General features: G+C 60.5%; 19 protein-coding genes. 2 read left to right on the forward strand and 17 right to left on the reverse strand.

All coding sequences use genetic code 11. The features are described from left to right. Positions 1-236: 236 nt before the first annotated feature. From J5278_RS03950 to rpsO, 4 genes are all read right to left on the reverse strand, one after another. A complete protein-coding gene (locus J5278_RS03950) occupies positions 237-1,331 on the reverse strand; it encodes an AraC family transcriptional regulator (protein ID WP_209182123.1) in 1,095 nt (364 codons plus the stop codon). Positions 1,332-1,453: 122 nt separating this feature from the next. Next, positions 1,454-2,470, reverse strand: a complete 1,017-nt coding sequence (locus tag J5278_RS03955) for a class I SAM-dependent methyltransferase (protein WP_219258313.1) — start codon at positions 2,468-2,470, stop codon at positions 1,454-1,456. An 80-nt stretch (positions 2,471-2,550) separates the two neighbouring features. After that, entirely contained in the window at positions 2,551-4,686 is a 2,136-nt protein-coding gene (gene pnp, locus J5278_RS03960) for a polyribonucleotide nucleotidyltransferase (protein ID WP_209182121.1), read from the reverse strand. A 407-nt stretch (positions 4,687-5,093) separates the two neighbouring features. Further along, the gene (rpsO, locus tag J5278_RS03965) at positions 5,094-5,363 is read right to left on the reverse strand and encodes a 30S ribosomal protein S15 (RefSeq protein WP_111220861.1); all 270 of its coding nucleotides are present in this window, start codon (positions 5,361-5,363) and stop codon (positions 5,094-5,096) included. Positions 5,364-5,615: 252 nt separating this feature from the next. Between rpsO and J5278_RS03970 the strand changes: the two genes are divergently transcribed. After that, positions 5,616-6,695, forward strand: a complete 1,080-nt coding sequence (locus tag J5278_RS03970; RefSeq protein WP_111223089.1) for an IS630 family transposase — start codon at positions 5,616-5,618, stop codon at positions 6,693-6,695. Between the two features lie 34 nt (positions 6,696-6,729). Here the strand turns inward: J5278_RS03970 and J5278_RS03975 are convergent, their stop codons facing one another. The 11 genes from J5278_RS03975 to recR form a co-directional block, all read right to left on the reverse strand. Next, positions 6,730-7,902: an AAA family ATPase gene (locus J5278_RS03975; protein ID WP_209187281.1), complete on the reverse strand. Its 1,173-nt coding sequence runs from the start codon at positions 7,900-7,902 to the stop codon at positions 6,730-6,732. Positions 7,903-8,033: 131 nt separating this feature from the next. Continuing rightward, positions 8,034-8,228, reverse strand: coding sequence for an AAA family ATPase (locus tag J5278_RS31575; protein ID WP_209182164.1), 195 nt, complete (start codon positions 8,226-8,228; stop codon positions 8,034-8,036). Between the two features lie 138 nt (positions 8,229-8,366). Then, positions 8,367-9,299 carry a tRNA pseudouridine(55) synthase TruB gene (gene truB / locus J5278_RS03985; RefSeq protein ID WP_209182165.1) on the reverse strand — a complete coding sequence of 311 codons (933 nt, stop codon included), beginning with the start codon at positions 9,297-9,299 and terminating at the stop codon, positions 8,367-8,369. Between the two features lie 9 nt (positions 9,300-9,308). Beyond that, positions 9,309-9,719 (reverse strand): 30S ribosome-binding factor RbfA, encoded by a 411-nt coding sequence (gene rbfA, locus J5278_RS03990; RefSeq protein WP_209182166.1) that lies wholly within the window; start codon positions 9,717-9,719, stop codon positions 9,309-9,311. A gap of 69 nt (positions 9,720-9,788) precedes the next feature. Beyond that, entirely contained in the window at positions 9,789-10,430 is a 642-nt protein-coding gene (locus tag J5278_RS03995; RefSeq protein WP_209182167.1) for a YcxB family protein, read from the reverse strand. Positions 10,431-10,513: 83 nt separating this feature from the next. Then, entirely contained in the window at positions 10,514-13,252 is a 2,739-nt protein-coding gene (infB, locus tag J5278_RS04000) for a translation initiation factor IF-2 (RefSeq protein WP_209182168.1), read from the reverse strand. Between the two features lie 100 nt (positions 13,253-13,352). Further along, entirely contained in the window at positions 13,353-14,045 is a 693-nt protein-coding gene (locus J5278_RS04005; protein ID WP_209182169.1) for an RNA-binding protein, read from the reverse strand. Then, entirely contained in the window at positions 14,042-15,664 is a 1,623-nt protein-coding gene (gene nusA, locus J5278_RS04010) for a transcription termination factor NusA (RefSeq protein WP_209182170.1), read from the reverse strand. Before nusA ends, J5278_RS04005 begins: the two co-directional genes overlap by 4 nt. Positions 15,665-15,709: 45 nt before the next feature. Continuing rightward, entirely contained in the window at positions 15,710-16,327 is a 618-nt protein-coding gene (gene rimP / locus J5278_RS04015; RefSeq protein ID WP_143123263.1) for a ribosome maturation factor RimP, read from the reverse strand. Positions 16,328-16,475: 148 nt separating this feature from the next. Continuing rightward, on the reverse strand, positions 16,476-17,720 hold the full coding sequence (locus tag J5278_RS04020) for a lytic murein transglycosylase (protein WP_209182171.1): 1,245 nt from the start codon (positions 17,718-17,720) through the stop codon (positions 16,476-16,478). A 179-nt stretch (positions 17,721-17,899) separates the two neighbouring features. Continuing rightward, a complete protein-coding gene (recR, locus tag J5278_RS04025) occupies positions 17,900-18,505 on the reverse strand; it encodes a recombination mediator RecR (RefSeq protein WP_209182172.1) in 606 nt (201 codons plus the stop codon). Between the two features lie 57 nt (positions 18,506-18,562). On the opposite strand from recR, the gene J5278_RS04030 reads away from it, so the two are divergent. Next, positions 18,563-19,180 carry an MOSC domain-containing protein gene (locus tag J5278_RS04030; RefSeq protein WP_209182173.1) on the forward strand — a complete coding sequence of 206 codons (618 nt, stop codon included), beginning with the start codon at positions 18,563-18,565 and terminating at the stop codon, positions 19,178-19,180. 83 nt (positions 19,181-19,263) lie between these two features. Here J5278_RS04030 and J5278_RS04035 read toward each other — a convergent pair whose 3' ends face one another. Together J5278_RS04035 and J5278_RS04040 are read right to left on the reverse strand one after the other, a co-directional pair. Continuing rightward, positions 19,264-19,587 (reverse strand): YbaB/EbfC family nucleoid-associated protein, encoded by a 324-nt coding sequence (locus tag J5278_RS04035; RefSeq protein WP_111220873.1) that lies wholly within the window; start codon positions 19,585-19,587, stop codon positions 19,264-19,266. Between the two features lie 37 nt (positions 19,588-19,624). Further along, the gene (locus J5278_RS04040; RefSeq protein WP_209182174.1) at positions 19,625-21,511 is read right to left on the reverse strand and encodes a DNA polymerase III subunit gamma/tau; all 1,887 of its coding nucleotides are present in this window, start codon (positions 21,509-21,511) and stop codon (positions 19,625-19,627) included. Between the last annotated feature and the right edge of the window lie 30 nt (positions 21,512-21,541).

The raw sequence follows: 21,541 nt of genomic DNA on the forward strand, positions 1-21,541 counted from the left end.
GAGTTTGGGCGACGGAGGCGTAGATTCCGTCGACGGAAAGATTCTAGGCATGGCGGTCCGCTAAATGAGGGGGCGCAAGATCTGTTACCGGCGCTACGCCCAAGGCGACCGACGCGATAATGACTGGCTGAAAGCGCTGAATACTATGGAGAGGCTCATCTGTCGTTAACGACGGGCGCCAGAAATTTATCTTTCTGCGCAACAGTTCATGGCTGTAGTCGCCTATCGAGACGACGTCATGAAATCTTCCTGATTTGTGTAGGCGCGTCAAGGTCATCTCCCCGGGATTCCTGCAGTCTGCTGCTTTCTTCGGCATTGACGTTGCGCAAAGTCTTGGGCGACGCGCCGAACCAGCGATAGACCGACCGCGTGAAAGCGCTGGGCGCCGAATATCCCAGTCGATAGGAAATGGTGGTAATGGAAAGGCTGCCGTCGCGCAGCAAGGCGAGGCACAGCCGCCGCCGCTCGTCGTCGCGGAGATCGTTGAGCGTCGTTCCGAATTCTGCCAGTCTCCGCTGGAACGTGCGCTCCGACAAGCCGAAGTAGGCTGCGATCAGATCAAGCGAGAGCGTCGCCTCGGCGATCCGTCGCCGGATGTAGCGGCGCACCTGCTCGACAAACTCCTCCTCAGTCACCTCATCCGCCTGCAGGGTCCGGATCTGGATATTCATCAGCTTGAAGAGGGTAGGGTCGCCACGGGGGTTGCGACGGTCGAGAAGGCTGGCCGGCACGTGCAAGCTGTTGACGGGCATGCCAAACAACAGATGGCGGGTCATGTGCTGTCGAAAGAAGGCCGGATGACGCGGCCTCTGCCGTTGCAGCCCAACGCCAACGCGGTCGATGTCCTTGCCGACCAGACAGCCCAGATGGCGCAGATGCAGGCCGACGATCAGATCGACATACTGATCCCGTTTCGACACCAATGGGGAGAAATTCCAGGAAAGGAGCGAGCCGTTGTCTGACTTCTGAAGACTACAGTCGCGAACCTGCGACGCAAATGCCAGATGGTCGACGAGAAAATCCAGGAAATCGCGAACGGTGGGTGCCGTCATCATGCCGTAGCCAAACGGACCGCTGGAGCCGAGCGTAAAGCCGGCGGCACATTTCAGTCCGAAGGCTTCATCATTCGCCATTAATGCGCAGGCTTCCAACAGGCGGCACATGCGGTCTAGGCTGATGCGCGCTGTCAGGCTTTGCAGGTCGTCCGGATCAATATCGAGGGCTCGGCAAATCGGGACGATGTCGAAGCCATAACTCTGCGCGTGAAGAGCTATTGCAGAGCCCACACCGGCGACAGTGGTCAGTTCATCGTTGACCGTTTGCTTAGACATTGAGCTTCTGGCGTTGGATGTTAAATATCAGTCGCCAGAAGATAAGCCCTTCTACGTCGCCCTGTCGAGCTTATTCTTAATTAGTTTATTATGAATGCCGGATTGTCCGGTAGTGGACAAACCTATTTACTTGCCCACAACACTTTAAACCGAGCATTGCGGCAAGTTTCACCGCTATTCTTGAACAGGCCAGCCAGCACCGGCTCATAGGGCAGGCCACGGTTTGCCACGAGCAACAGCCGGCCACCGCTGCGGATCGCTCCGGCTGCCGTCTTGATGAGTGCCTGGCCCAGCAACGGATCGGCGGCATGCCCTTCGTGAAAAGGCGGGTTCATGATGACGAGATCGTATTTGTCGCGCACGGATTCGCCAGCCAGGTCGTGCCAGAAGAAGCGCGCCGCGATGTTGGGGATATTGGATGCGAGATTGAGCTTGGCTGCCTCCATCGCGGCATGGTCGGCCTCATAGAGGTCGATGCGTCCAAGACGTGGCGAGCGGGTGCCCATTTCGACGGCGAGGTAACCCCATCCGGCACCGAAGTCGGCGACGTCGCCGGTAAAGTCGGCCGGCAGGCGTGAGGCGAGAAGTTCGGAGCCAGCGTCGATGCGCTCGTGGGAGAACATGCCCGGTGCCGTGGTGAAGCGGCCGTCAACGCGGGTTGCGGGCTTCTGAAGCTTGGCCAGCATGGGCGCCGTGTCTTCCGGGCGTCCGAACCAGAAGGCCACGCCGTGATATTTCGGCATATGGTCGATGGTCAGGCCCAGGCCTTCGACGCGCTTGCGCAGCGAGGCAATGCCGTCTTCCTTGCCGCCGGCGACGACGATCAGGCCGCCGAGTTTCACCTTTGCGAGCGCCTCGGCGATGTTGGCCTCGTTCTCGCCCTTGTGCTTGGTGCAGAGAACCAGCGCGCCGTCATAGTCCGTTCCCTCGATCTCAGGCGTCGCCTCGATGCGGCTTGCCTGCAGCTGGCGATAGAGAGGGCGAAAACCCTGCACTGCAGTCAGGCTCGCCTTGAACTCGGGCGGCAGCGCGAAGCCGGCCTCGGCGCCGAGAAACAGGATGCGTTCACCTTCACCGGGTGCAGCCACGGTGGCGGAAGCAAAGGGATGGAACAGGGTCTTCAGGGCGTCGCGGCTCATGGCTTATCTCGTGTCAAAGGCGGATAGAAAAGGGGCGCGGAACTTGTCCCGCGCCCCGGAGATGCAAGCGAAGGCGCAGCTTATTCGGCTGCGGCATCCTTCTTTTCGCCGACGATTTCCTGGCCGGTGGCCTGGTCGACGACCTTCATGGAGAGGCGAACCTTGCCGCGTTCGTCGAAGCCGAGCAGCTTGACCCAGACCTTCTGGCCTTCCTTGACGACGTCAGTCGTCTTGGCAACGCGGTCGCCGGCGAGCTGGGAGATGTGCACTAGACCGTCGCGTGCGCCGAAGAAGTTGACGAAAGCGCCGAAGTCGGCGGTCTTTACGACCGTGCCTTCATAGATCTGGTTGATCTCAGGCTCGGCAACGATCGAGTGGATCCACTTGCGGGCCGCTTCGATTTCCTTGCCGGACGAGGATGCGATCTTGATCGTGCCATCGTCTTCGATGTTGATCTTGGCGCCCGTCTTTTCAACGATTTCGCGAATGACCTTGCCGCCGGAGCCGATGACTTCACGGATCTTATCGACCGGGATGTTCATGATCTCGATGCGCGGAGCGAATTCGCCCAGCTGGCCACGGCCTTCGGAAATGGCGTTGGACATCTCGTTGAGGATGTGAAGACGACCGTCCTTCGCCTGGTTCAGCGCGACGTTCATGATCTCTTCAGTGATGCCTTCGATCTTGATGTCCATCTGAAGGGCGGTGATGCCGCCTTCCGTGCCGGCAACCTTGAAGTCCATGTCGCCGAGATGATCTTCGTCGCCGAGGATGTCGGAGAGAACTGCAAAGCGGTCCTCTTCCTTGATCAGGCCCATGGCGATACCGGCAACCGGGCGGCCGAGCGGAACGCCGGCATCCATCAGCGCGAGCGAGGTGCCGCAGACGGTAGCCATCGAGGACGAGCCGTTGGACTCGGTGATCTCGGAGACGACGCGCAGCGTGTAGGGGAACTGCTCAGGTGTTGGCAGCATCGGACGAATGGCGCGCCATGCGAGCTTGCCATGGCCGATTTCGCGGCGGCCCGGGGAGCCCATGCGGCCGGTTTCGCCAACCGAGTAGGGAGGGAAGTTGTAATGCAGAAGGAAGCGTTCCTTGTACATGCCGGTCAGACTATCGACATACTGCTCGTCTTCACCGGTGCCGAGCGTGGCAACGACGATCGCCTGGGTTTCGCCGCGGGTGAACAGGGCAGAACCGTGGGTGCGCGGCAGCAGACCAACTTCCGAGACGATCGGACGAACGGTCGACAGATCGCGGCCGTCGATGCGGCTCTTGGTGTCGAGGATGTTCCAGCGAACGATCTTCGCCTGCAGGTGCTTGAAGACGGCGCCGATGACTTCGGCGGAATACTTCGGCTCAACGCCCTCAGGGAAGTAGTGAGCCTTGACCTTGGCCTTGACGGCGTCGACGGCTGCGTAGCGGTCGGCCTTCTGGGTGATCTTGTAGCCTTCGCGAAGCTCGGCTTCGAAGTGCTTCAGCATTTCGGCTTCGAGTTCGGAATGATCTTCCGCCTGGAAGTCACGGGCTTCCTTGGCGGCAACTTCAGCGAGCTTGATGATCGCGTCGATGACCGGCTGGAAACCACGGTGGCCGAACATGACGGCGCCGAGCATGATTTCTTCGGAGAGTTCCTTGGCTTCCGATTCAACCATCAGGACGGCGTCCTGCGTGCCGGCAACGACGAGGTCGAGAACCGATTCGTCCATCTCGTCGAGATGCGGGTTGAGGACGTATTCGCCATTGATGTAGCCGACGCGCGCGCCGCCGATCGGGCCCATGAAGGGAACGCCGGAGAGCGTCAGGGCAGCCGAGGTGGCAACCATGGCGAGGATGTCGGGATCGTTTTCAAGGTCGTGCTGGACAACGGTTACGACGACCTGCGTGTCGTTCTTGTAGCCAGCCGGGAAAAGCGGGCGGATCGGGCGGTCGATGAGGCGGGAAACCAGCGTTTCCTTCTCGCTCGGACGGCCTTCGCGCTTGAAATAGCCGCCCGGGATCTTGCCGGCTGCGTAGGTCTTTTCCTGGTAGTTGACGGTCAGCGGGAAGAAATCCTGGCCCGGCTTCGGCGACTTGGCCGAAACGACGGTGGCCAGAACCACGGTCTCGCCGTAGGTGGCGAGAACAGCGCCGTCAGCCTGACGGGCAATCTTGCCGGTTTCGAGTTTCAGCGGGCGTCCTGCCCACTCGATTTCCACTGTGTGTACGTCGAACATATCGTATCCTTGCCTGATGCGGGAAAACGCGCCACCGCCGGTTCGGGCAAGGCGCATCGTCGACCGCATTGTGTGACAGGTCACGGGCAAGACAGCGGGAGGCTTTTTCCGGCGTTTCCGTCTCGCCTTCAGGCGGTGGACGGAGACAATCGTGTCCGGCATTGCGGCTTCAGGTCCTGGACCTCGAAGACGGCCTGGACCAAGGGTCCTGGCGAAAGCGTCCGGCAATCCTGCCCCATGACAGGTCAACGGTTTATGTCTTGGCGAAGCCGGCCCATCCGGTTCGCCGCCCCTTGCCTGTCGCGCGGATCATATCGTGGCGCGGTCAGGCATCGGGATTTGGGCCAGTGCGACCCGGTCATAAAAGTCCGGCGGGCGTCCCGTCAGGAACGCCCGCCGCAAAATTGTTAACGACGGATACCGAGGGCAGCAATCAGCTTGCTGTAGCGGGATACGTCCTTCTTCTTCAGATAGTCGAGCAGCGAACGGCGGCTCGAAACCATCGTCAGCAGACCACGACGGGAATGGTTATCCTTCTTGTGGTCCTTGAAATGGCCGGTCAGATTGTTGATCCGTTCGGTCAGGATAGCAACCTGTACTTCAGGCGAACCTGTGTCGCCTTCGACAGTTGCGTATTCCTTGATCAGCGCAGACTTGCGCTCAGCAGTAATCGACATCGGATGGTCCTTTCGATGAGGAGGAAGAAGTCGCCAAAAGCCGAGATGTCGTCCAGCTTTGGCCGCGAAAGCAAATGGGCATGCCCAGTGCTGGCGCAGCCTATAGACTATTCGGGGTGGGAAGGGAAGAGGGGAGGAAGGATGGACGGTGTGGCAGAGAACGCGTCAAAAAGTGGCTACCTAGTGGTTACCGCCTGACATAAGAGTCCTGTATGGGATTCCATTTGCTGGGTTGGCATGCGAGTCTGGCGCATGCGCACAGGAATATCGTTCACCGTTTCGCCAACAGATCACCAACGCCTGATGGCCTTGACCAGGGATCGCAATGCGCCCCAAAAGCACGTCTGGCGGGCCGAGATCATCCTGCTGAGTGCCGATGGCGTCGGAACTGTCGAGATTATGCGCCAGACCGGCAAATCGAAGACCTGCGTATGGCGCTGGCAAGAGCGCTTCGCCACAGAAGGCGTCGAGGGTCTCCTGCGCGACAAGACGCGGCCGTCGCGTATTGTGCGGCTCGGACCCGATGTCGCCGAGCGTGTGGTGGCCCTGACGCTGGCTGATCCGCCGGGCGAGACGACGCACTGGACGGCCGACATGATGGCGACGGCCGCCGGCATCAGCGCCAGCGCAGTCAGGCGTATCTGGAAAGCGCATGGCCTCGCACCTCATCGGTGGCGGCAGTTCAAATTGTCCAACGACCCGAAATTCGTCGACAAGCTGCGAGACGTTGTCGGCCTCTATGTTGATCCGCCAGCCCACGCCGTCGTGTTGTCGGTCGATGAGAAAAGCCAAATCCAGGCGCTCGACCGCACCCAGCCGGGCCTGCCGATGAAGAAGGGTCGGCTCGGCACCATGACCCACGACTACAAGCGGCACGGCACAACCACGCTGTTTGCCGCCCTCAACGTGCTCGACGGCACCGTCATCGGTCGCAACATGCAGCGTCATCGTCATCAGGAGTTCATCCGCTTCCTCAACGCCATTAACGCCCAGGTGCCGGACGACAAGGCCGTCCACGTCATCCTCGACAACTATGCTGCCCACAAGCATCCCAAGGTGAGAGCCTGGCTCGACCGTCACGAGCGTTTCACCTTCCACTTCACTCCGACTTCAAGCTCATGGCTCAACGCGGTGGAGGGTTTCTTCGCCAGGCTGTCGAAGCGGCGTCTGAAACGCGGCGTTTTCCATTCCGTCGTCGATCTCCAGGCCGCCATCAACCGTTTCCTCGTTGAGCACAACAAAAAGCCAAAGCCCTTCACTTGGACCGCCGATCCCGACAAAATCATCGCCGCCGTTAAACGCGGGCACCAAGCGTTAGATTCCATCCACTAGTAACTCGCTCCTACAATCACATTAAAGGAGTTATTTAAAGCATACGACCGAATAGCCTCATGAAATCAGCCCGATACATTTGCCATGCTGAATTTGCGAACAAGCTACACAGTAGATCCCGTGCCGTCTCATTTGAGCGCTGGGTCCGTTGTGCAATATAGTCTATAAGCTCACTGGATGCTTTCTTTGCAGACGCTCTTAGCTGACTCCCGGCAAGGCTTGGGTCGTAGGTCAAGAGCAATGGTCCGATTCTAAGCTGATTGTCACCGCATTTGAGGCGTAAACTTTGCTCAAATGATTGTGCGTTTTGTGTTATATAGCTCATCATTCCGACTTCAGGCGTAAATGGGAGATAGCTTATGTGTTCCTCGAGAGCTTGAAACTTCGCCAGCTGGTTATGATTATTGTTCTGGCGCCATTGTGCGACCGTTTCTGAAGACACATCTCCGTCTAGGACCGCCTTCTGTATGCAATGATCTGGAAGCACAGATCTATTTCGATCCAGAAAAGCGACAACTTCTTTAAATCCCCCGACAGGCACGACCTTCGCGGTAGGGCGCTCTGTGGGGTTATCGAAGCGGTCATTGGCAAATTGTTCAAAAAAAGCAGTAGTCATATCTCTTGCAAAAAGGTCCTCCACATACATCATAATGTCAGGAAGCGTCTCTTCGTCCGATGCAATATTGCCAATTGCGTAAGTGGGAAAGCAGCCGTAAATGGGTTTTATTTCTCCATCGTCTTGTTTTTCTAGGTATATAATATGTCGTTTTTTTGCGGTCTTTAATAACGTTACAGAATGCGTTGAAAATATAACCGTGAGTGACTTCCTTTGCGCCTGATCTTCTAAAAAGCGCAGTAGGTTAATCTGCGCCCTCGGATGAAGCGCCATTTCAAGCTCATCAATAATTATCATGCTATTGTTGCTGACGTCTTTTAGAACTCGTAGAAGCTTAAGTACGCATAGTTCACCTAGGCTGAAATTTTTTTCAGAATGATAGGTGTTTGGAGTTCCAGCTATAGCCAACACAAATGCGTCGTTTCCGGCGCCGCGAGTAAGATTAATAGTGCGAAGCATCGAAAATTTATTGTTCTCAAATATTAGGTTTGCTTCTCTGATGATGAATTGACTAACGGCTCGTACTAATGATGGGTCGAAATCCTCGGGTCTTGGAGTAATTCTGTCCGCCGTTGCTCCAATATAAATCACTGATGCATATCCGAGTCTCTCAAAGAGATGTGAGTTACTCCGAGGCCGCGGAGTCCAACGTTCACCTCTGTATGCGTACGAAACGGTTTCGCCATTTATTTCGTAGGAAATCGTTCCACTTGCGTGGTTGTCTAGCCGATCTGATTGCAATGACGATGGAAAGTGAAGGGGAATGCCGTAGGGTGACCGATACGGCGTAGGCAAGCCAACAAGGACGTTTTGCCGGCCCCGTTGCCGGCAGTAAGAAGCCAAACTCCCCTATCGGGGATGTTGAAACGCAACTTCTTGATGTTTCGAATGTTATTTATTTCAATTATTCCGCTCATCCCTCTATTGAGCGCGATTCGCGGCTGCAGTCGAGTTCTATTTTCCAGCGGCGAACTTTTGGAATTATGTTTTTTTTAGTAAAGATATTTCAACTATCTGACTATCGATCAAGCTCAGAAAATTTCCGCTCCCCCCCCTCAGACAAACACCCGCTTCGGCCGAAACTCGCCTTCGCCGATCTCGCCGATGGCAATGAGCTTGCCGCGCGCCGTGGCATAGGCTTCGCTCTCGGCGACCGGTGCATCGCGACCGCGGACGAGGATGGGGTTGCCCATCTTGAGGCGGTGGGCCTGTTCGTCGGTGATGGCGAGATGCGGGAGGGATGACAGGGCTTCTGCGGTGTCGATGACCAGCGCGTCGAGGGCGGCGAGGCGCTCTTCCATATCCTCGATGGCTTCCAGCGCCACCAACTCTGCAAGAGGCACCATCGTCTCTTCGCCAAATGGCGCGACGAACGTGCGGCGCAGGCCGGAGACGTGGCCGTAGCAGCCGAGGTCGCGGCCGAAGTCGCGGGCGAGCGCCCGGACGTAGGTGCCCTTGCCGCATTCGACTTCGAAATGCGCCGTGGAGGCATCGGGGCAGGCGAGCAGCGTCAGGCGGAAGATCTCGACTTCGCGGGACGGGATATCGACGGTCTCGCCTTCGCGGGCGAGATCGTAGGCCCGTTCGCCGGCGATCTTGATAGCCGAGAACTGCGGCGGGATCTGGTTGATGACGCCAGTGTAGTTCGGCAGCAGGGCGCGGATGTCTTCCTCGGTCGGACGCTTGTCCGAACTCTGCGTGACTTCGCCCTCGAGGTCGTCGGTGGCGCGCTCTTCACCCCATGTGACGGTGAATTCATAGATCTTGCGGCCGTCCATGACGTAGGGAACCGTCTTGGTCGCATCGCCGAGCGCGATCGGCAGCATGCCCGAGGCCAACGGATCCAGGGTACCGGCGTGGCCGGCCTTCTGGGCGTTAAACAGCCATTTGATCTTCGAGACAGCCTCGGTGGAGCCGAAATCGATCGGCTTGTCGAGGATCAGCCAGCCGGAAACCGGGCGGCCCTTTGGTTTTCTGGGTCTGGACATCGGTCTCTACTATGCTTGGGTGTCGTCGGTATCGGGGCCGAGATCGCGCTGCACTTCCGGCGACTTCAGGAGATCGTCGATCTTCTTGTAGTTATCGAAGCTCGTGTCGTCCTTGAAGCGGATTTCCGGCATGTATTTCAGCTGGCGAAGCAGCGGGCCGACGCGGCCGCGTATATATTTGGCGTGCTTGTTGAGCAGATCGATGATCGTATCGTGGTCGGCGACGCCGAGCGGCGACACGTAGGCGGTGGCAACCTTCAGGTCCGGCGACATGCGGACTTCCGAGATGGCAAGCACAGTCTTTTCGAGGACCGGCTCGCGGACTTCGCCGCGCTGCAGCACCTGCGTTATGGCGCCTCGGACCTGTTCGCCAACGCGAAGCATGCGCTGCGAGGGCGCGGAGGTAGTGGGTCTGGTCATGGTGTTTCCATCAGCGGCGTCCAAAGGGACGCGATAAAGCGGCTCACATGCCCTGATATGCTGAAAAGGTCAAGGCTTTGCTGGGGCGGGCGGCTGCCAGAGGTTGCGAATTCGAGCCAGAACCGCGTCCTGTTCCTGCCGGTTATGGAAGGCATGGGCCGGGATGTAGTGGACCGTCGCCTCGCTGTCGAACTCGATACGGCCATGCCGTTCCTCGATGGCGGAAATCATTGTCCAGGCCAAGGTCGTCGTGGCGCCGGGCCGTTCCCAGGAGATACCCTCCGGCGAGACGCTGACCATCACGGTGGCATCCGGGAGGATGCGGCTCGCCCTTGCGCTCCGCTGAAGGTAGGCCTCGCGCCGGAGCGAAAGCATCATCAGCACGCAGACGGCAAGGCAGGGGACCGAGCAGATGAGCATCAGGTTGAACACATCGATCAGCGGCGTCGGCCCAAATGAGGGAAGCAGGATGAGGCTGCGGTAGATGTTGAGAAAAAGGCTGAGCGCTGCGCCACCGAGGACGCCGACCATAAGGTACCAGCCGTTGATGCTGGCGCGCGGGGTCAGTGGATGGCCGAACCGCCCGATGGCCTCGCTGATGACATGGGCTTCCTCACCGGGCTGGCGGATGTAGGACAGGCTGAAACGGTCGTCCTGCGACAGCGGTGATGTAAGCATATGAGAAGCCTTGAGGATAACGTCGCGCAGCATTCGACTGTTCGTCGGCCGAATTCAACAAAAAACCGCCGGTTTGCACCGGCGGTTTGGATATCTTGGCAATAATGCGCGAACGATCAGAGCGTACGCGTGATGTGTTCGACGCGGAAGCATTCGATGACGTCGCCGGCACGCATGTCTTCGTAGTTCTCGAAGGCCATGCCGCACTCCTGGCCCATCGGCACGTCGGAAACTTCGTCCTTGAAGCGCTTGAGTGTCTTGAGCTTGCCTTCGTGGACAACGACGTTGTCGCGGATAAGGCGGACGCCTGCTCCACGCTCGACCTTGCCTTCGGTAACGCGGCAACCGGCCACTTTGCCTGTCTTCGTGATGTTGAAGACTTCGAGGATCTCGGCGTTGCCGATGAAGGTTTCGCGGCGTTCTGGCGAAAGGAGGCCAGACATTGCCTGCTTCACGTCGTCGACGAGATCGTAGATGATGCTGTAATAGCGGATCTCGATGCCTTCTCGTTCGGCGAACGCGCGTGCCTGTGCGTTGGCGCGGACGTTGAAGCCGATAATCGCGGCACCCGAGGCTTCGGCCAGCGAGACATCCGATTCGGTGATGGCACCGGCGCCCGAATGGACGATGCGAGCACGCACTTCGTCGGTGCCGAGCTTGTCGAGCGCGCCGTTGATGGCTTCGATCGAGCCCTGCACGTCGCCCTTGATGACTAGCGGGAATTCCTTGAGAACGTTGTTCTGAAGCAACGTCATCATCTGTTCCAGCGAGCCGCGCTGACCGGACTGACGGGCAGCGGCCTTGTCGCGGGTGAGGCGCTGGCGATATTCGGAAATCTCGCGGGCCCGGCTTTCGCTGTCGACGATCGCGAAGCGATCACCGGCAGACGGCGTACCGGAGAGGCCGAGAACCTCGACCGGCGTGGCGGGCCCGGCTTCCTTGACCTGCTCGCCCTTGTCGTTGACCAGCGCGCGAACGCGGCCCCACTGATCGCCGGCAACGATGATCTGGCCGGGACGCAGCGTGCCCTTCTGGACGAGAACAGTCGCAACCGGACCACGACCGCGGTCGAGCTGGGCTTCAATGACCGTACCTTCGGCAGGACGCGACGGGTTGGACTTGAGGTCGAGAATTTCCGACTGCAGCAGCACGGCTTCGAGCAACTTGTCGAGGTTCAGGCCGGTCTTGGCCGAGACTTCGACGTCCAGCACTTCACCGCCCATGGTTTCCACGAACACATCATGCTGCAGCAGCTGGTTACGGACCTTCTGCGGATCGGCTTCGTGCTTGTCAACCTTGTTGATCGCGACGATGATCGGCACGCCGGCAGCCTTGGCATGGGCGATGGATTCGATCGTCTGCGGCATGACGCTGTCGTCGGCCGCGACCACCAGGATGGCGATGTCGGTAGCCTGCGCACCACGGGCACGCATGGCGGTGAACGCGGCGTGGCCCGGGGTGTCGATGAAGGTGATCTTCTGGCCGTTCTGCTCGACCTGGTAGGCACCGATATGCTGGGTGATACCGCCAGCTTCGCCGGACACAACGCTGGTTTTGCGGATAGCATCGAGCAGCGAGGTCTTGCCGTGGTCGACGTGGCCCATGATGGTGACAACCGGAGGACGCGAGACTAGCTCTTCGTCTTCCTGGGAGCCATTGAACAGGCCCAGTTCGACGTCCGATTCCGATACGCGCTTGACCGTGTGGCCGAATTCGACCGCGATCAGTTCAGCAAGATCGGCGTCGATAACGTCGCCCGGCTTCATCATCTGGCCTTCCTTCATCAGGAACTTGATCACGTCGACGGCGCGCTCGGACATGCGCTGTGCGAGTTCCTGGATGGTGATGGTTTCCGGCAGGATCACTTCGCGCAGGACCTTTTCACGGGTCTCCTGCATCTGGCCACGACGGAATTTCTCCTGGCGGCGACGCATGGCCGACAGCGAACGACCGCGACCCGTGCCGTCGTCATCGACATTGGCTGTCGTGACAGTCAGCTTGCCACGGCGGCGCTCTTCTTCGGTCTTCGGACGAGCCGGTGTCTTCGGCGGCTCGACGCGAACGACCTTGCCGCGAATGACGGCAGTGCGCGGCGGTCCGCGGTTCTCTTCTTCTTCGCCAAGAGGCTTGCGGCGGCCGGCAACATCGCCGACGGCGGGGCGTGCGGCCGGAGCGCCGGCATCTGCACGGCGAACGAGCGGAGCTGCAACCGGCTGAGGCTTTGCAGCCTCGATACGGGCTGCTTCCTCGGCCGCTGCTTCTGCGGCGGCTTCGGCAGCTGCGATTTCGGGACCGCGTGCAGCGAGATCGGCAGCGCGACGAACGGCTTCAGCCTCTTCCTCGATGCGGCGCTTTTCGTCTTCGATCTTGCGGCGGGCGTCTTCCTCGGCGCGGCGTATGGCATCTGCAGCGTCACGGGCCTGCGCATCGGCAAGCGCGCGGCGGCGGGCATCCATCTCGTCTGGCGAAAGGTGGTTGAGCACGACCGGACGCGACGGGCGATCCTGCTGCGGACGCGCCTGGTAGGTCGGCGCTGCCGGCTGGGCACGCGGAGCAATGCCGCTCGGCTGGTTGACGCGGGTCTGGATCTGCGGCTGGGCCGGACGGGCCGCAGGCTGCGGTGCAGCCTCGACGCGTGCAGCAGCGGCAGGCGCTGGGGCCGTGACCGGCGTGATCACCTGCTTGTCGTCTTCCGGGCGTAGAGGGCGGCGCTTGCGAGTCTCGACCACGACCGCTTTGGTGCGACCCCGACCCATATCCTGACGCACGGTGCCCTGGTTCACGCCTGAAGGTTTCAGTGTGAGGGTCTTCTTACCCGATGCGCTCAGCGTCTTTTCGTCGTTGTTGTCAGTCATTCCGGTCCTGTTCCTTCAAACAGGGCGGATGACTACCATCAGACCCTGTCTTTAATTCGATGTACCTTAACGATGCGTCCGGCGTTCACCGATGTCCGCGTCATTGTTTTAGCTGGCCAGCGGCGCCCGTTGCCCGGGACTGACCGCCGTTGCGGTACCGTTCGAGCAGGTTTGCGCGTTTCACTACACCTTCACCCGCCTGCCCTGCAAGCGCGCAGGCGTGGATAAAAGCGTTCTGGCCCATCAGTTCGTCCATTTCCGCCGTCGTGAACGGACGGGAAGATGGTATTTCCTGCTCGGTTTCCATTCCGAGATGCCAGGCCTTGCGGGCCTGGTCGATTTTCCGGACGCCGTCATCGGCTGCGTCCGCGGCGTGGTAGACGGCAATTGCGCCGCCTGATCTGATTGCCCCGTCGACCTTCGACGAGCCGTTGATAAACTGGCTGGCCTTGCGGGCCATATGCATCATGCCGGCAAGCTGCATCTTCAGCAGCCGCTCGACTGTTTCGCCGAGATCCTCGGATGCCTTCACATCCGCCTTCAGGGCGCGGGCAAAGAGCTTCTTTGCCACCGCCTTGTCGACTGTTGCCCGGTCGAGCTTGACCCAGCATCCGCGTCCCGGCAATTGCCGTTTCAGATCCGGTACCACCGTGCCGTCTGGCGCGGCGACGAACCGGATCAGGTCGTCCAAATCACCGCTCTCGCGGGTGACGATGCACATGCGACCGTTTTTTTCCTCGGTCGGTACATCGTCGTCGTCAAGCGCAACATCCTGTTGGAGTGCCGCGGTCATGCTCCCTGCTCGGCATCGCGCTCAGCCTCAGGTTCGGCTTCCGCCACCTCTGCAAGCTGCACAGTTGCTTCGTCTTCGGTGATCCAGCCGACGGCCAGACGTGCCTGGATGACCATCTGTTCGGCCTCGACGCGCGAAACCTCCAGCTTGGAGAACAGGCCCTCGAACTTCTTGGTCTCGCCGTTCTTGCGTTCGGTCCAACCGATCAGGTCGTCGGAGGCGCAGCCCGCAAAGTCTTCCAGCGTCTTGATGCCGTCTTCGCCGAGCGCCACCATCATCTGGGCGGTCATGCCGTTGATCTGCAGCAATTCGTCGGCAACGCCGAGCGCCTTACGCTTCTCGTCCATCTCGGCTTCGTTACGCTCGATGAATTCGCGTGCACGCTGCTGGATTTCCTGGGCGGTTTCCTCGTCGAAACCGTCGATCGAGGCAATTTCCTCGAGATCGACGAATGCGAGTTCCTCGACCTGGGCAAAGCCTTCGGAGGCAAGGACCTGGCCGACCATCTCGTCGACGTCGAGCGCATCCATGAACAGGGTGGTGCGTTCGTTGAATTCCTTCTGGCGGCGTTCCGATTCCTCGGCTTCCGTCATGATGTCGATGTCCCAGCCGGTCAGCTGCGAAGCGAGGCGGACGTTCTGGCCGCGACGGCCGATGGCCAGCGACAGCTGTTCGTCCGGCACGACGACTTCGATGCGCTCTGCATCTTCGTCGAGCACGACCTTGGTGACTTCTGCAGGCTGTAGGGCGTTGACGACGAAAGTCGCCGGCTCCTGGCTCCACGGAATGATGTCGATCTTCTCGCCCTGCAGTTCGGCGACAACAGCCTGGACGCGCGAACCGCGCATACCGACGCAGGCGCCGACAGGATCGATCGACGAATCGTTCGAGATGACGGCGATCTTGGCGCGCGAGCCCGGGTCGCGGGCAACCGACTTCACCTGGATGATGCCGTCGTAGATTTCAGGCACTTCCATGGTGAAGAGCTTCACCATGAACTGCGGATGGGTACGCGACAGGAAGATCTGCGGACCGCGCTGTTCGCGGCGGACGTCGTAGACAAAGGCGCGGACGCGGTCGCCGTAGCGGAAGTTTTCGCGCGGAATCATCTCGTCGCGACGGATGATGCCTTCGCCACGACCGAGGTCGACGATGACGTTGCCGTATTCGACGCGCTTGACGGTGCCGTTGATGATTTCGCCGACGCGTTCCTTGAACTCGTCGTACTGACGATCACGCTCGGCTTCGCGGACCTTCTGGACGATGACCTGCTTGGCAGACTGGGCGGCGATGCGGCCGAAATCCATCGGTGGCAGCGGATCGGCGATGAAGTCGCCAAGGGCAGCGTCAGGGTTGCGGTCGCGGGCCAGTTCCAACGGGATCTGGATCGCATAGTCTTCGGCTACTTCGACCACTTCGAGCAGACGCTGCAGACGGATTTCACCGGTCTTCGGGTTGATGTCCGCGCGGATGTTCGATTCCGAACCGTAACGGGAGCGCGCAGCCTTCTGGATCGCGTCTGCCATTGCGGCAAGAACGATCTCGCGATCGATGACCTTTTCGCGCGCCACGGCGTCTGCGATCTGCAGAAGTTCCAGGCGGTTCGCACTGACTGCCATTTTAATTTCTCCGTCTTCCTGCCCGGGTTCCCGTCCCGTGGGCGGTTAGTCTATCGGTGAAGTATCTTCGTCTTCTTCTTGTTCGTTCTGGTTCGCTGCCTTGGCCAGCTTGTCGGCCTTCAGCGCGTCACGAATGAGATCGTCAGTCAGAATAAGCTTCGCTTCGGCTAGCGTCGTGAACGGAATAACGACCTTCGGATCTTCGCCGTAGGCCGGCTGGTCACGTTCGATGGTAAATCCATCGGCATCCACGGCGATGATCTTGCCGCGGAAGCGCTTGCGGTTATCCACAAGGATCGAGGTCTCGCACTTGACGAGGTTGCCCTGCCAGCGACTGAAATCCGACTTGCGCACCATCGGGCGATCGATGCCCGGCGACGACACTTCTAGATGATACGCCTTATCGATCGGATCATCCACATCCAAAGCCGGTGAAACGGCTTGCGATACCGCCTCGCAATCCTGGACGGTCATGGTGCCGTCAGGACGCTCGGCCATGATCTGCAGCGTCGCGCCGTTCTGGTTCATCAGCCGGACGCGCACGAGGCGGTAGCCGAGGTCAACAATCACCGGTTCGATGATGGCTGCAACGCGCTGGTCCAGACCGGTTTCGACGATCAGGCGGGGTTCGTTGGGGTCTTCGGCGTGTGTCAGGTCCGACAAGCATGCGCTCCTGGAAAATTTGGCATTCCATGCTCGAGCTAATAAAAAAGAGCGGGTCCTCGCGGCCCACCCTTCATCAGACGATCAAGAATTTGAATGCGATATAGCCAGGTTTTTACCAAATTGCAAGGTCTGCAATCGCCAGCGGCTATTTAAGCACACCCATCATTCTTGCCTCCGGGTAACAGCTCGGCCGCTCGCCGTTCTTTGCCTGCCACTGGCCGATCGAGCGCCGTGTCTTATAGCCCGGCAAGCCGTCCGTCCCGCCGACATCGTAGCCCTTGTGCTGCAGCGCCTTCTGCATTGCGGCGACATCCGAGCGCAGCATCTTGCCGACATCGCCCCATGGTCCCTTGAAGGCGCCGGCATTGTCTGCGATGCGGTCGGCGAGATTGCCGATATAGAGCGCATAGAGATCAGAGTTGTTATACTCTTTTATGACATAGAAATTGGGCGTGACGATAAAGGCCGGGCCGTCGCGGCCGGCCGGCACCAGCATCATGCCGGATGCTTTCAATTCACTGGCCGGAAAGCTGCTGCCATTAACGCGCGTGATGCCGTCCGCCGCCCATTTTCCAATCGGCTTGGCGAGATCCGGGCCTTCCTGGGCGCAGGAAACAGCGGCCGGTATCGTCGCCTCGTAACCCCAGCCACGGCCGCGCTGCCAGCCCTTCTGGACCAGGTAGTTGGCAATCGATGCCAGAGTGTCCGGCACCGACGTCCAGATGTTGCGATGACCGTCGCCGTCGAAATCGACTGCATATTTCAGATAGCTCGACGGCATGAACTGCGGCTGTCCGAGCGCACCGGCGTAGGAGCCCTTGAACTGGTCTGGGCCGATGTCGCCATGCTCGAGAATGCCGAGGGCAGTGATCAGCTCGGTGCGGAACATCTCCTTGCGGGTCGACATGAAGGCGTCGGTCGCAAGGATGGCAATCGCCGAGTTCTTCATGGTGGCGGCGCCGAAGCCGGTCTCGCGGCCCCAGATGGCAAGCACGATCGAGCCGGGCACGCCATAGGTTTTCTCGATCCGCTTCAGCGTCGAAGAATACTGCGAGGCGAAGCCGCGACCGGTGACGGCCAATCGTTGCAGCCGGTCATTGTTGAAATAGGGTGCCGGTGACGAGAATTCTGCCTGGCTCTGCGGCCGCTGCTTCACCGGCGGGAAGCCGGGCGGCGCAAGATCGGGCAGGTTCCAGTTCAACTGGACACCGGCAAAGGCGGCGTTCAGCGTCTTTTCCGAGACGCCGGCCTTGCGCGCTTCCGGATAGATCTCGGTTTTGACCCAGGCCTGGAACTGCGCTTCGACGTCGGCCTTCGAGGGCGCTGCCAAGGCGGGTAGCGGGAGGAGTGTGAGGAGGACGAGAATGATGAGGGACCCGATTTCCCTCATTCCTGTGCTCGTCACAGGAATCCAGTCGCCCAAGTCCTTGGGCGACAAACACTTTCCATGACGCAGAGTTTTCTCATGGCGCAGACGCGCCATGGCTGGATTCCTGTGACGAGCACAGGAATGAGGGAGGGTGGAGGGGGGCGATGTCATATCCATCATCCGCATCGTCGATCTCTCGTTCATATCAGCGTCCTCGCCCTCAATGCCGCCGTCAGGGTGCCTTCGTCGAGATAATCCAGCTCGCCGCCGACGGGCACACCATGGGCCAATCGGGTGATCCTGACGTCGAGGCCTGCGAGCTGGTCGGTGATGTAGTGCGCTGTCGTCTGGCCCTCGACGGTAGCGTTGACGGCGATGATGATCTCGCGGATGCCGCCTTCGGCGACGCGCGCGACAAGGCCACGGATGTTGAGGTCGTCCGGTCCGACGCCGTCGAGCGGCGACAGCGTGCCGCCGAGCACGTGGTATGCGGTGTTCATCGCTGCTGCTCGCTCCAGCGCCCAGAGGTCGGCGACATCCTCGACGACGATGATGACGGCCTGGTCCCGGCGGTCGTCTGTGCACACCGTGCAGGGGTCGACGGTGTCGACGTTGCCGCAGTGCGAGCAGATCTTGACCTTGTCGTGGGCCTCGCCCATGGCCACCGCGAGGGGGCCGAGCAACTGGTCTTTTTTCTTGATCAGATGCAGCGCCGCCCGGCGCGCCGAACGCGGCCCGAGGCCGGGCACCTTGGCCAGCAACTGGATCAGTTTTTCAATTTCGGGACCGGTGACTCGTTTTGCCATGGGGCGTTCTTAGACCATATGCTAGAGAAACGGAATCGCGTCAGGAGACAGCATCCCATGAAAATTCTCGCCGTCTGCACCGGCAATGCCGAAAAACTACCCGGCAAGAGCTACAAGACTGGCATCAACAAGCATCCGGTTTCCGGCGCGGTCATGATCGATGAAAACGGCCTGATCGGCGACGCCGTCTGCAATCGAAAGCACCATGGAGGTCCCTGCCAGGCGGTATACGTCGAGGGCTCGCTGACGCTCGACTGGTGGGCACGCGAACTTGGACAGCCGGTTCCGCCCGGCCTGTTCGGCGAGAACGTCGTCATCGACGGGCTCGACAATACCAGTGTTGCCGTCGGCGACCGTTTCGTGGCGGGCGATCTCGTGCTCGAGGTGACATCGCCGCGCATCCCCTGCGCCACCTTCGCGGCCAAGATGGGCGACCCGAAGTTCGTCAAGCGCTACATGAATGCCGGTCTGCCCGGCATCTACTGCCGCGTGCTGAAGCCGGCGTCGCTGTCTTCAGGTACCGGTGTCGAATACCGGCCGTTCGAAGGCGAGCGGGTGACGATGCCGGAGATGATGAAGACATTCGGCCGCAAGCTGTCGCCCAAGGACCGGGAGCGCTATCTGTCGACGCCGCTGCACAAGCAGTTTCGCGAGAAGATCGAAGCGCAGGCCTGACGGCTCGCCGCCGAAACGCACGACAGCCGAACATGGCGCGACCGTCCTTCCGGTGATATTCAGGCTGCGGTTGCTTCCCGGTCTCAGAAAGGCATCTTGAAGCCGGGAGGGATCGGCAGGCCGGCGGTCAGTTCCCTGGTCTTTTCGGCGACGATGGCCTCGGCCTTGCCCTTGGCATCGGTGTGGGCTGCGACGACGAGATCCTCCAGGATTTCGACATCGTCTTCCTTGAACAGAGACGGGTCGATCTTCAGCGAGATCATCTCGCCCTTGCCGTTCAGGGTGACGGTGACGAGACCGCCGCCCGACTTGCCTTCCGCATGGATGTCAGACATTTCTGCCTGCATCTTTTCCATCTTGGACTGCATTTCCTTGACCTTGCCCATCATTCCCATGATGTCGCGCATCGCCTTCGTTCCTTCTCTGCTGTCTTTTGGTGTTCGATCAGAATTCTATGTCGTCGCCCGGCAGGATATCGCCTTCGTCGGATTCGGCAACGGCTGGGGCGGCGAGCGGTTCATCGCCTGCATCGTCATCCGGATCGGCGCGGACGCGCACGTCGATGATTTTGGCGCCAGGAAACTGCGAAAGGATCGCGGCGACGTCCGGGTCCTGGCTGGCATCGACCATGCGCTGTGCCTGCGCCTTGGTCTCGGCCTCGGTCTCGCTCGGTGCCCCGCCATCGCGGCTGAGGCTGACGACCCAGTGGATGCCGGTCCATTCCTTGAGCTTCAGGGCGAGTTCATTGAGCAGAGTGCCGGGCGCGCCGGGCGCCAGGCTGACATCGAGATGGCCGGGCTCCAGCTTCACCGGCCGCAGGAACGTGCGCACCATGGCCTTCAGCCGGGGATCGCGCTTGACGCCGCAGAGGTCGGCGATATCGCCGATCGACCGGATGGCGACGCTCGGCTTCGGAGCCTCGACGGGCTTTGCCTCGGTGCGCCCTGCAGCGATGGGCTGCGGCGCGGCATCGGGGACGGCGCGCAGCATCGTGGCTGCTCCGCTGTTTGCGCGCGGGGCCGCCTCGGGGGCGTTTCTGGATGTGGCTGGCTGGTAGGCAACGGAAGCGCCAGCGCCGTTGCCGTTACCGTTTCCCGATGGGGTGGGACGCGAACTGCCGCCACCGCCGCTGTCGCTGCCGATTTCGGCCAGGCGCCTTGCGGCATCCTCCGGCGAGGGCAGGTGGGCGGCATGGGCGAGGCGGATCAGCACCATTTCGGCGGCACCCGCCGTGCGCGAGGAGTTTTCTGTCTCCGGAATGCCCTTCAGCAACATTTGCCAGATGCGCGACAGGGTGGTGACTGCAAGCGTTCGGGAAAATTCGAGGCCGCTGATGCGTTCGATCTCGCTCAGCGAGGGGTCGTTGGCCGAGTCGGGCACATATTTCAGGCGCGTCACCAAATGGGTGAAATCGGCAAGATCGGTGAGCACGACGACGGGATTGGCGCCGGCCTCGTACTGGCCATTGAATTCGGCAAGGGCAGCGGCAACGTCGCCTTTGACGATATGCTGGAACAGGTCGACGATACGGGCGCGGTCGGCAAGGCCGAGCATCGAGCGCACGGTATCGGCCTGCACCGAGCCACCGCCATGGGCGATTGCCTGGTCGAGCAGCGACAGGCCGTCGCGGGCGGAGCCTTCGGCGGCGCGGGCGATCATCGCCAGGGCCTCAGCCTCGGCTCGGATGCCTTCCTTGGCGGCTATGGTGGAGAACAGGCCGACGAGATCGGAGGCGCTGATGCGGCGCAGGTCGAAGCGCTGGCAGCGCGACAGCACCGTGATCGGCACCTTGCGGATTTCCGTCGTCGCGAAGATGAATTTGACGTGCTCGGGCGGCTCTTCCAGCGTCTTCAACAGGCCGTTGAAGGCGGCAGTCGACAGCATGTGCACTTCGTCGATGATGTAGACTTTATAGCGTGCCGACACCGGGCGATAGCGAACTTGCTCGATGATTTCCCGGATGTCGTCGATGCCGGTGTGCGATGCGGCGTCCATCTCGATGACATCGACGTGGCGGCCGTCCATGATTGCCTGGCAGTTCTCGCCAAGCATGCGCAGGTCGATGGTGGGCGTGTCGATTTCGGCGGTCTTGTAGTTCAGGGCACGCGCCAGGATGCGGGCGGTCGTCGTCTTTCCGACGCCGCGCACGCCGGTCAGCATGTAGGCCTGGGCGATACGGCCGGTCTCGAAGGCGTTCGTCAGGGTGCGGACCATCGGCTCCTGGCCGACCATCAGGTCCGAAAAATCCTTGGGGCGATATTTGCGGGCCAGTACCCTGTAGCCGGTGCCGGTCGACGCGGCTGAATTTGCTGGTCGCTCGATTTCGCTCATCGCCCTGCTTATCGCCGGGCAAGCCGGACA

Origin of the sequence: Rhizobium sp. B21/90 (assembly GCF_019355815.1) — a bacterium.
Lineage (GTDB): Bacteria > Pseudomonadota > Alphaproteobacteria > Rhizobiales > Rhizobiaceae > Rhizobium > Rhizobium rhododendri.

Excerpts from the sequence above, each read along its gene's own strand:
- infB (WP_209182168.1), bottom strand. The coding sequence starts at position 13,252 with ATGACTGACAACAACGACGAAAAGACGCTGAGCGCATCGGGTAAGAAG.
- J5278_RS03950 (WP_209182123.1), bottom strand. The coding sequence starts at position 1,331 with ATGTCTAAGCAAACGGTCAACGATGAACTGACCACTGTCGCCGGTGTG.
- J5278_RS04035 (WP_111220873.1), bottom strand. The coding sequence starts at position 19,587 with ATGCGCGACATCATGGGAATGATGGGCAAGGTCAAGGAAATGCAGTCC.
- J5278_RS04005 (WP_209182169.1), bottom strand. The coding sequence starts at position 14,045 with ATGACCGCGGCACTCCAACAGGATGTTGCGCTTGACGACGACGATGTA.
- J5278_RS03970 (WP_111223089.1), top strand. The coding sequence starts at position 5,616 with ATGCGCACAGGAATATCGTTCACCGTTTCGCCAACAGATCACCAACGC.
- J5278_RS03955 (WP_219258313.1), bottom strand. The coding sequence starts at position 2,470 with ATGAGCCGCGACGCCCTGAAGACCCTGTTCCATCCCTTTGCTTCCGCC.
- recR (WP_209182172.1), bottom strand. The coding sequence starts at position 18,505 with ATGGCAAAACGAGTCACCGGTCCCGAAATTGAAAAACTGATCCAGTTG.
- J5278_RS03995 (WP_209182167.1), bottom strand. The coding sequence starts at position 10,430 with ATGCTGCGCGACGTTATCCTCAAGGCTTCTCATATGCTTACATCACCG.
- truB (WP_209182165.1), bottom strand. The coding sequence starts at position 9,299 with ATGTCCAGACCCAGAAAACCAAAGGGCCGCCCGGTTTCCGGCTGGCTG.
- J5278_RS31575 (WP_209182164.1), bottom strand. The coding sequence starts at position 8,228 with ATGAGCGGAATAATTGAAATAAATAACATTCGAAACATCAAGAAGTTG.
- J5278_RS04040 (WP_209182174.1), bottom strand. The coding sequence starts at position 21,511 with ATGAGCGAAATCGAGCGACCAGCAAATTCAGCCGCGTCGACCGGCACC.
- J5278_RS04030 (WP_209182173.1), top strand. The coding sequence starts at position 18,563 with ATGAAAATTCTCGCCGTCTGCACCGGCAATGCCGAAAAACTACCCGGC.
- rpsO (WP_111220861.1), bottom strand. The coding sequence starts at position 5,363 with ATGTCGATTACTGCTGAGCGCAAGTCTGCGCTGATCAAGGAATACGCA.
- nusA (WP_209182170.1), bottom strand. The coding sequence starts at position 15,664 with ATGGCAGTCAGTGCGAACCGCCTGGAACTTCTGCAGATCGCAGACGCC.
- rbfA (WP_209182166.1), bottom strand. The coding sequence starts at position 9,719 with ATGACCAGACCCACTACCTCCGCGCCCTCGCAGCGCATGCTTCGCGTT.
- pnp (WP_209182121.1), bottom strand. The coding sequence starts at position 4,686 with ATGTTCGACGTACACACAGTGGAAATCGAGTGGGCAGGACGCCCGCTG.
- J5278_RS04020 (WP_209182171.1), bottom strand. The coding sequence starts at position 17,720 with ATGAGGGAAATCGGGTCCCTCATCATTCTCGTCCTCCTCACACTCCTC.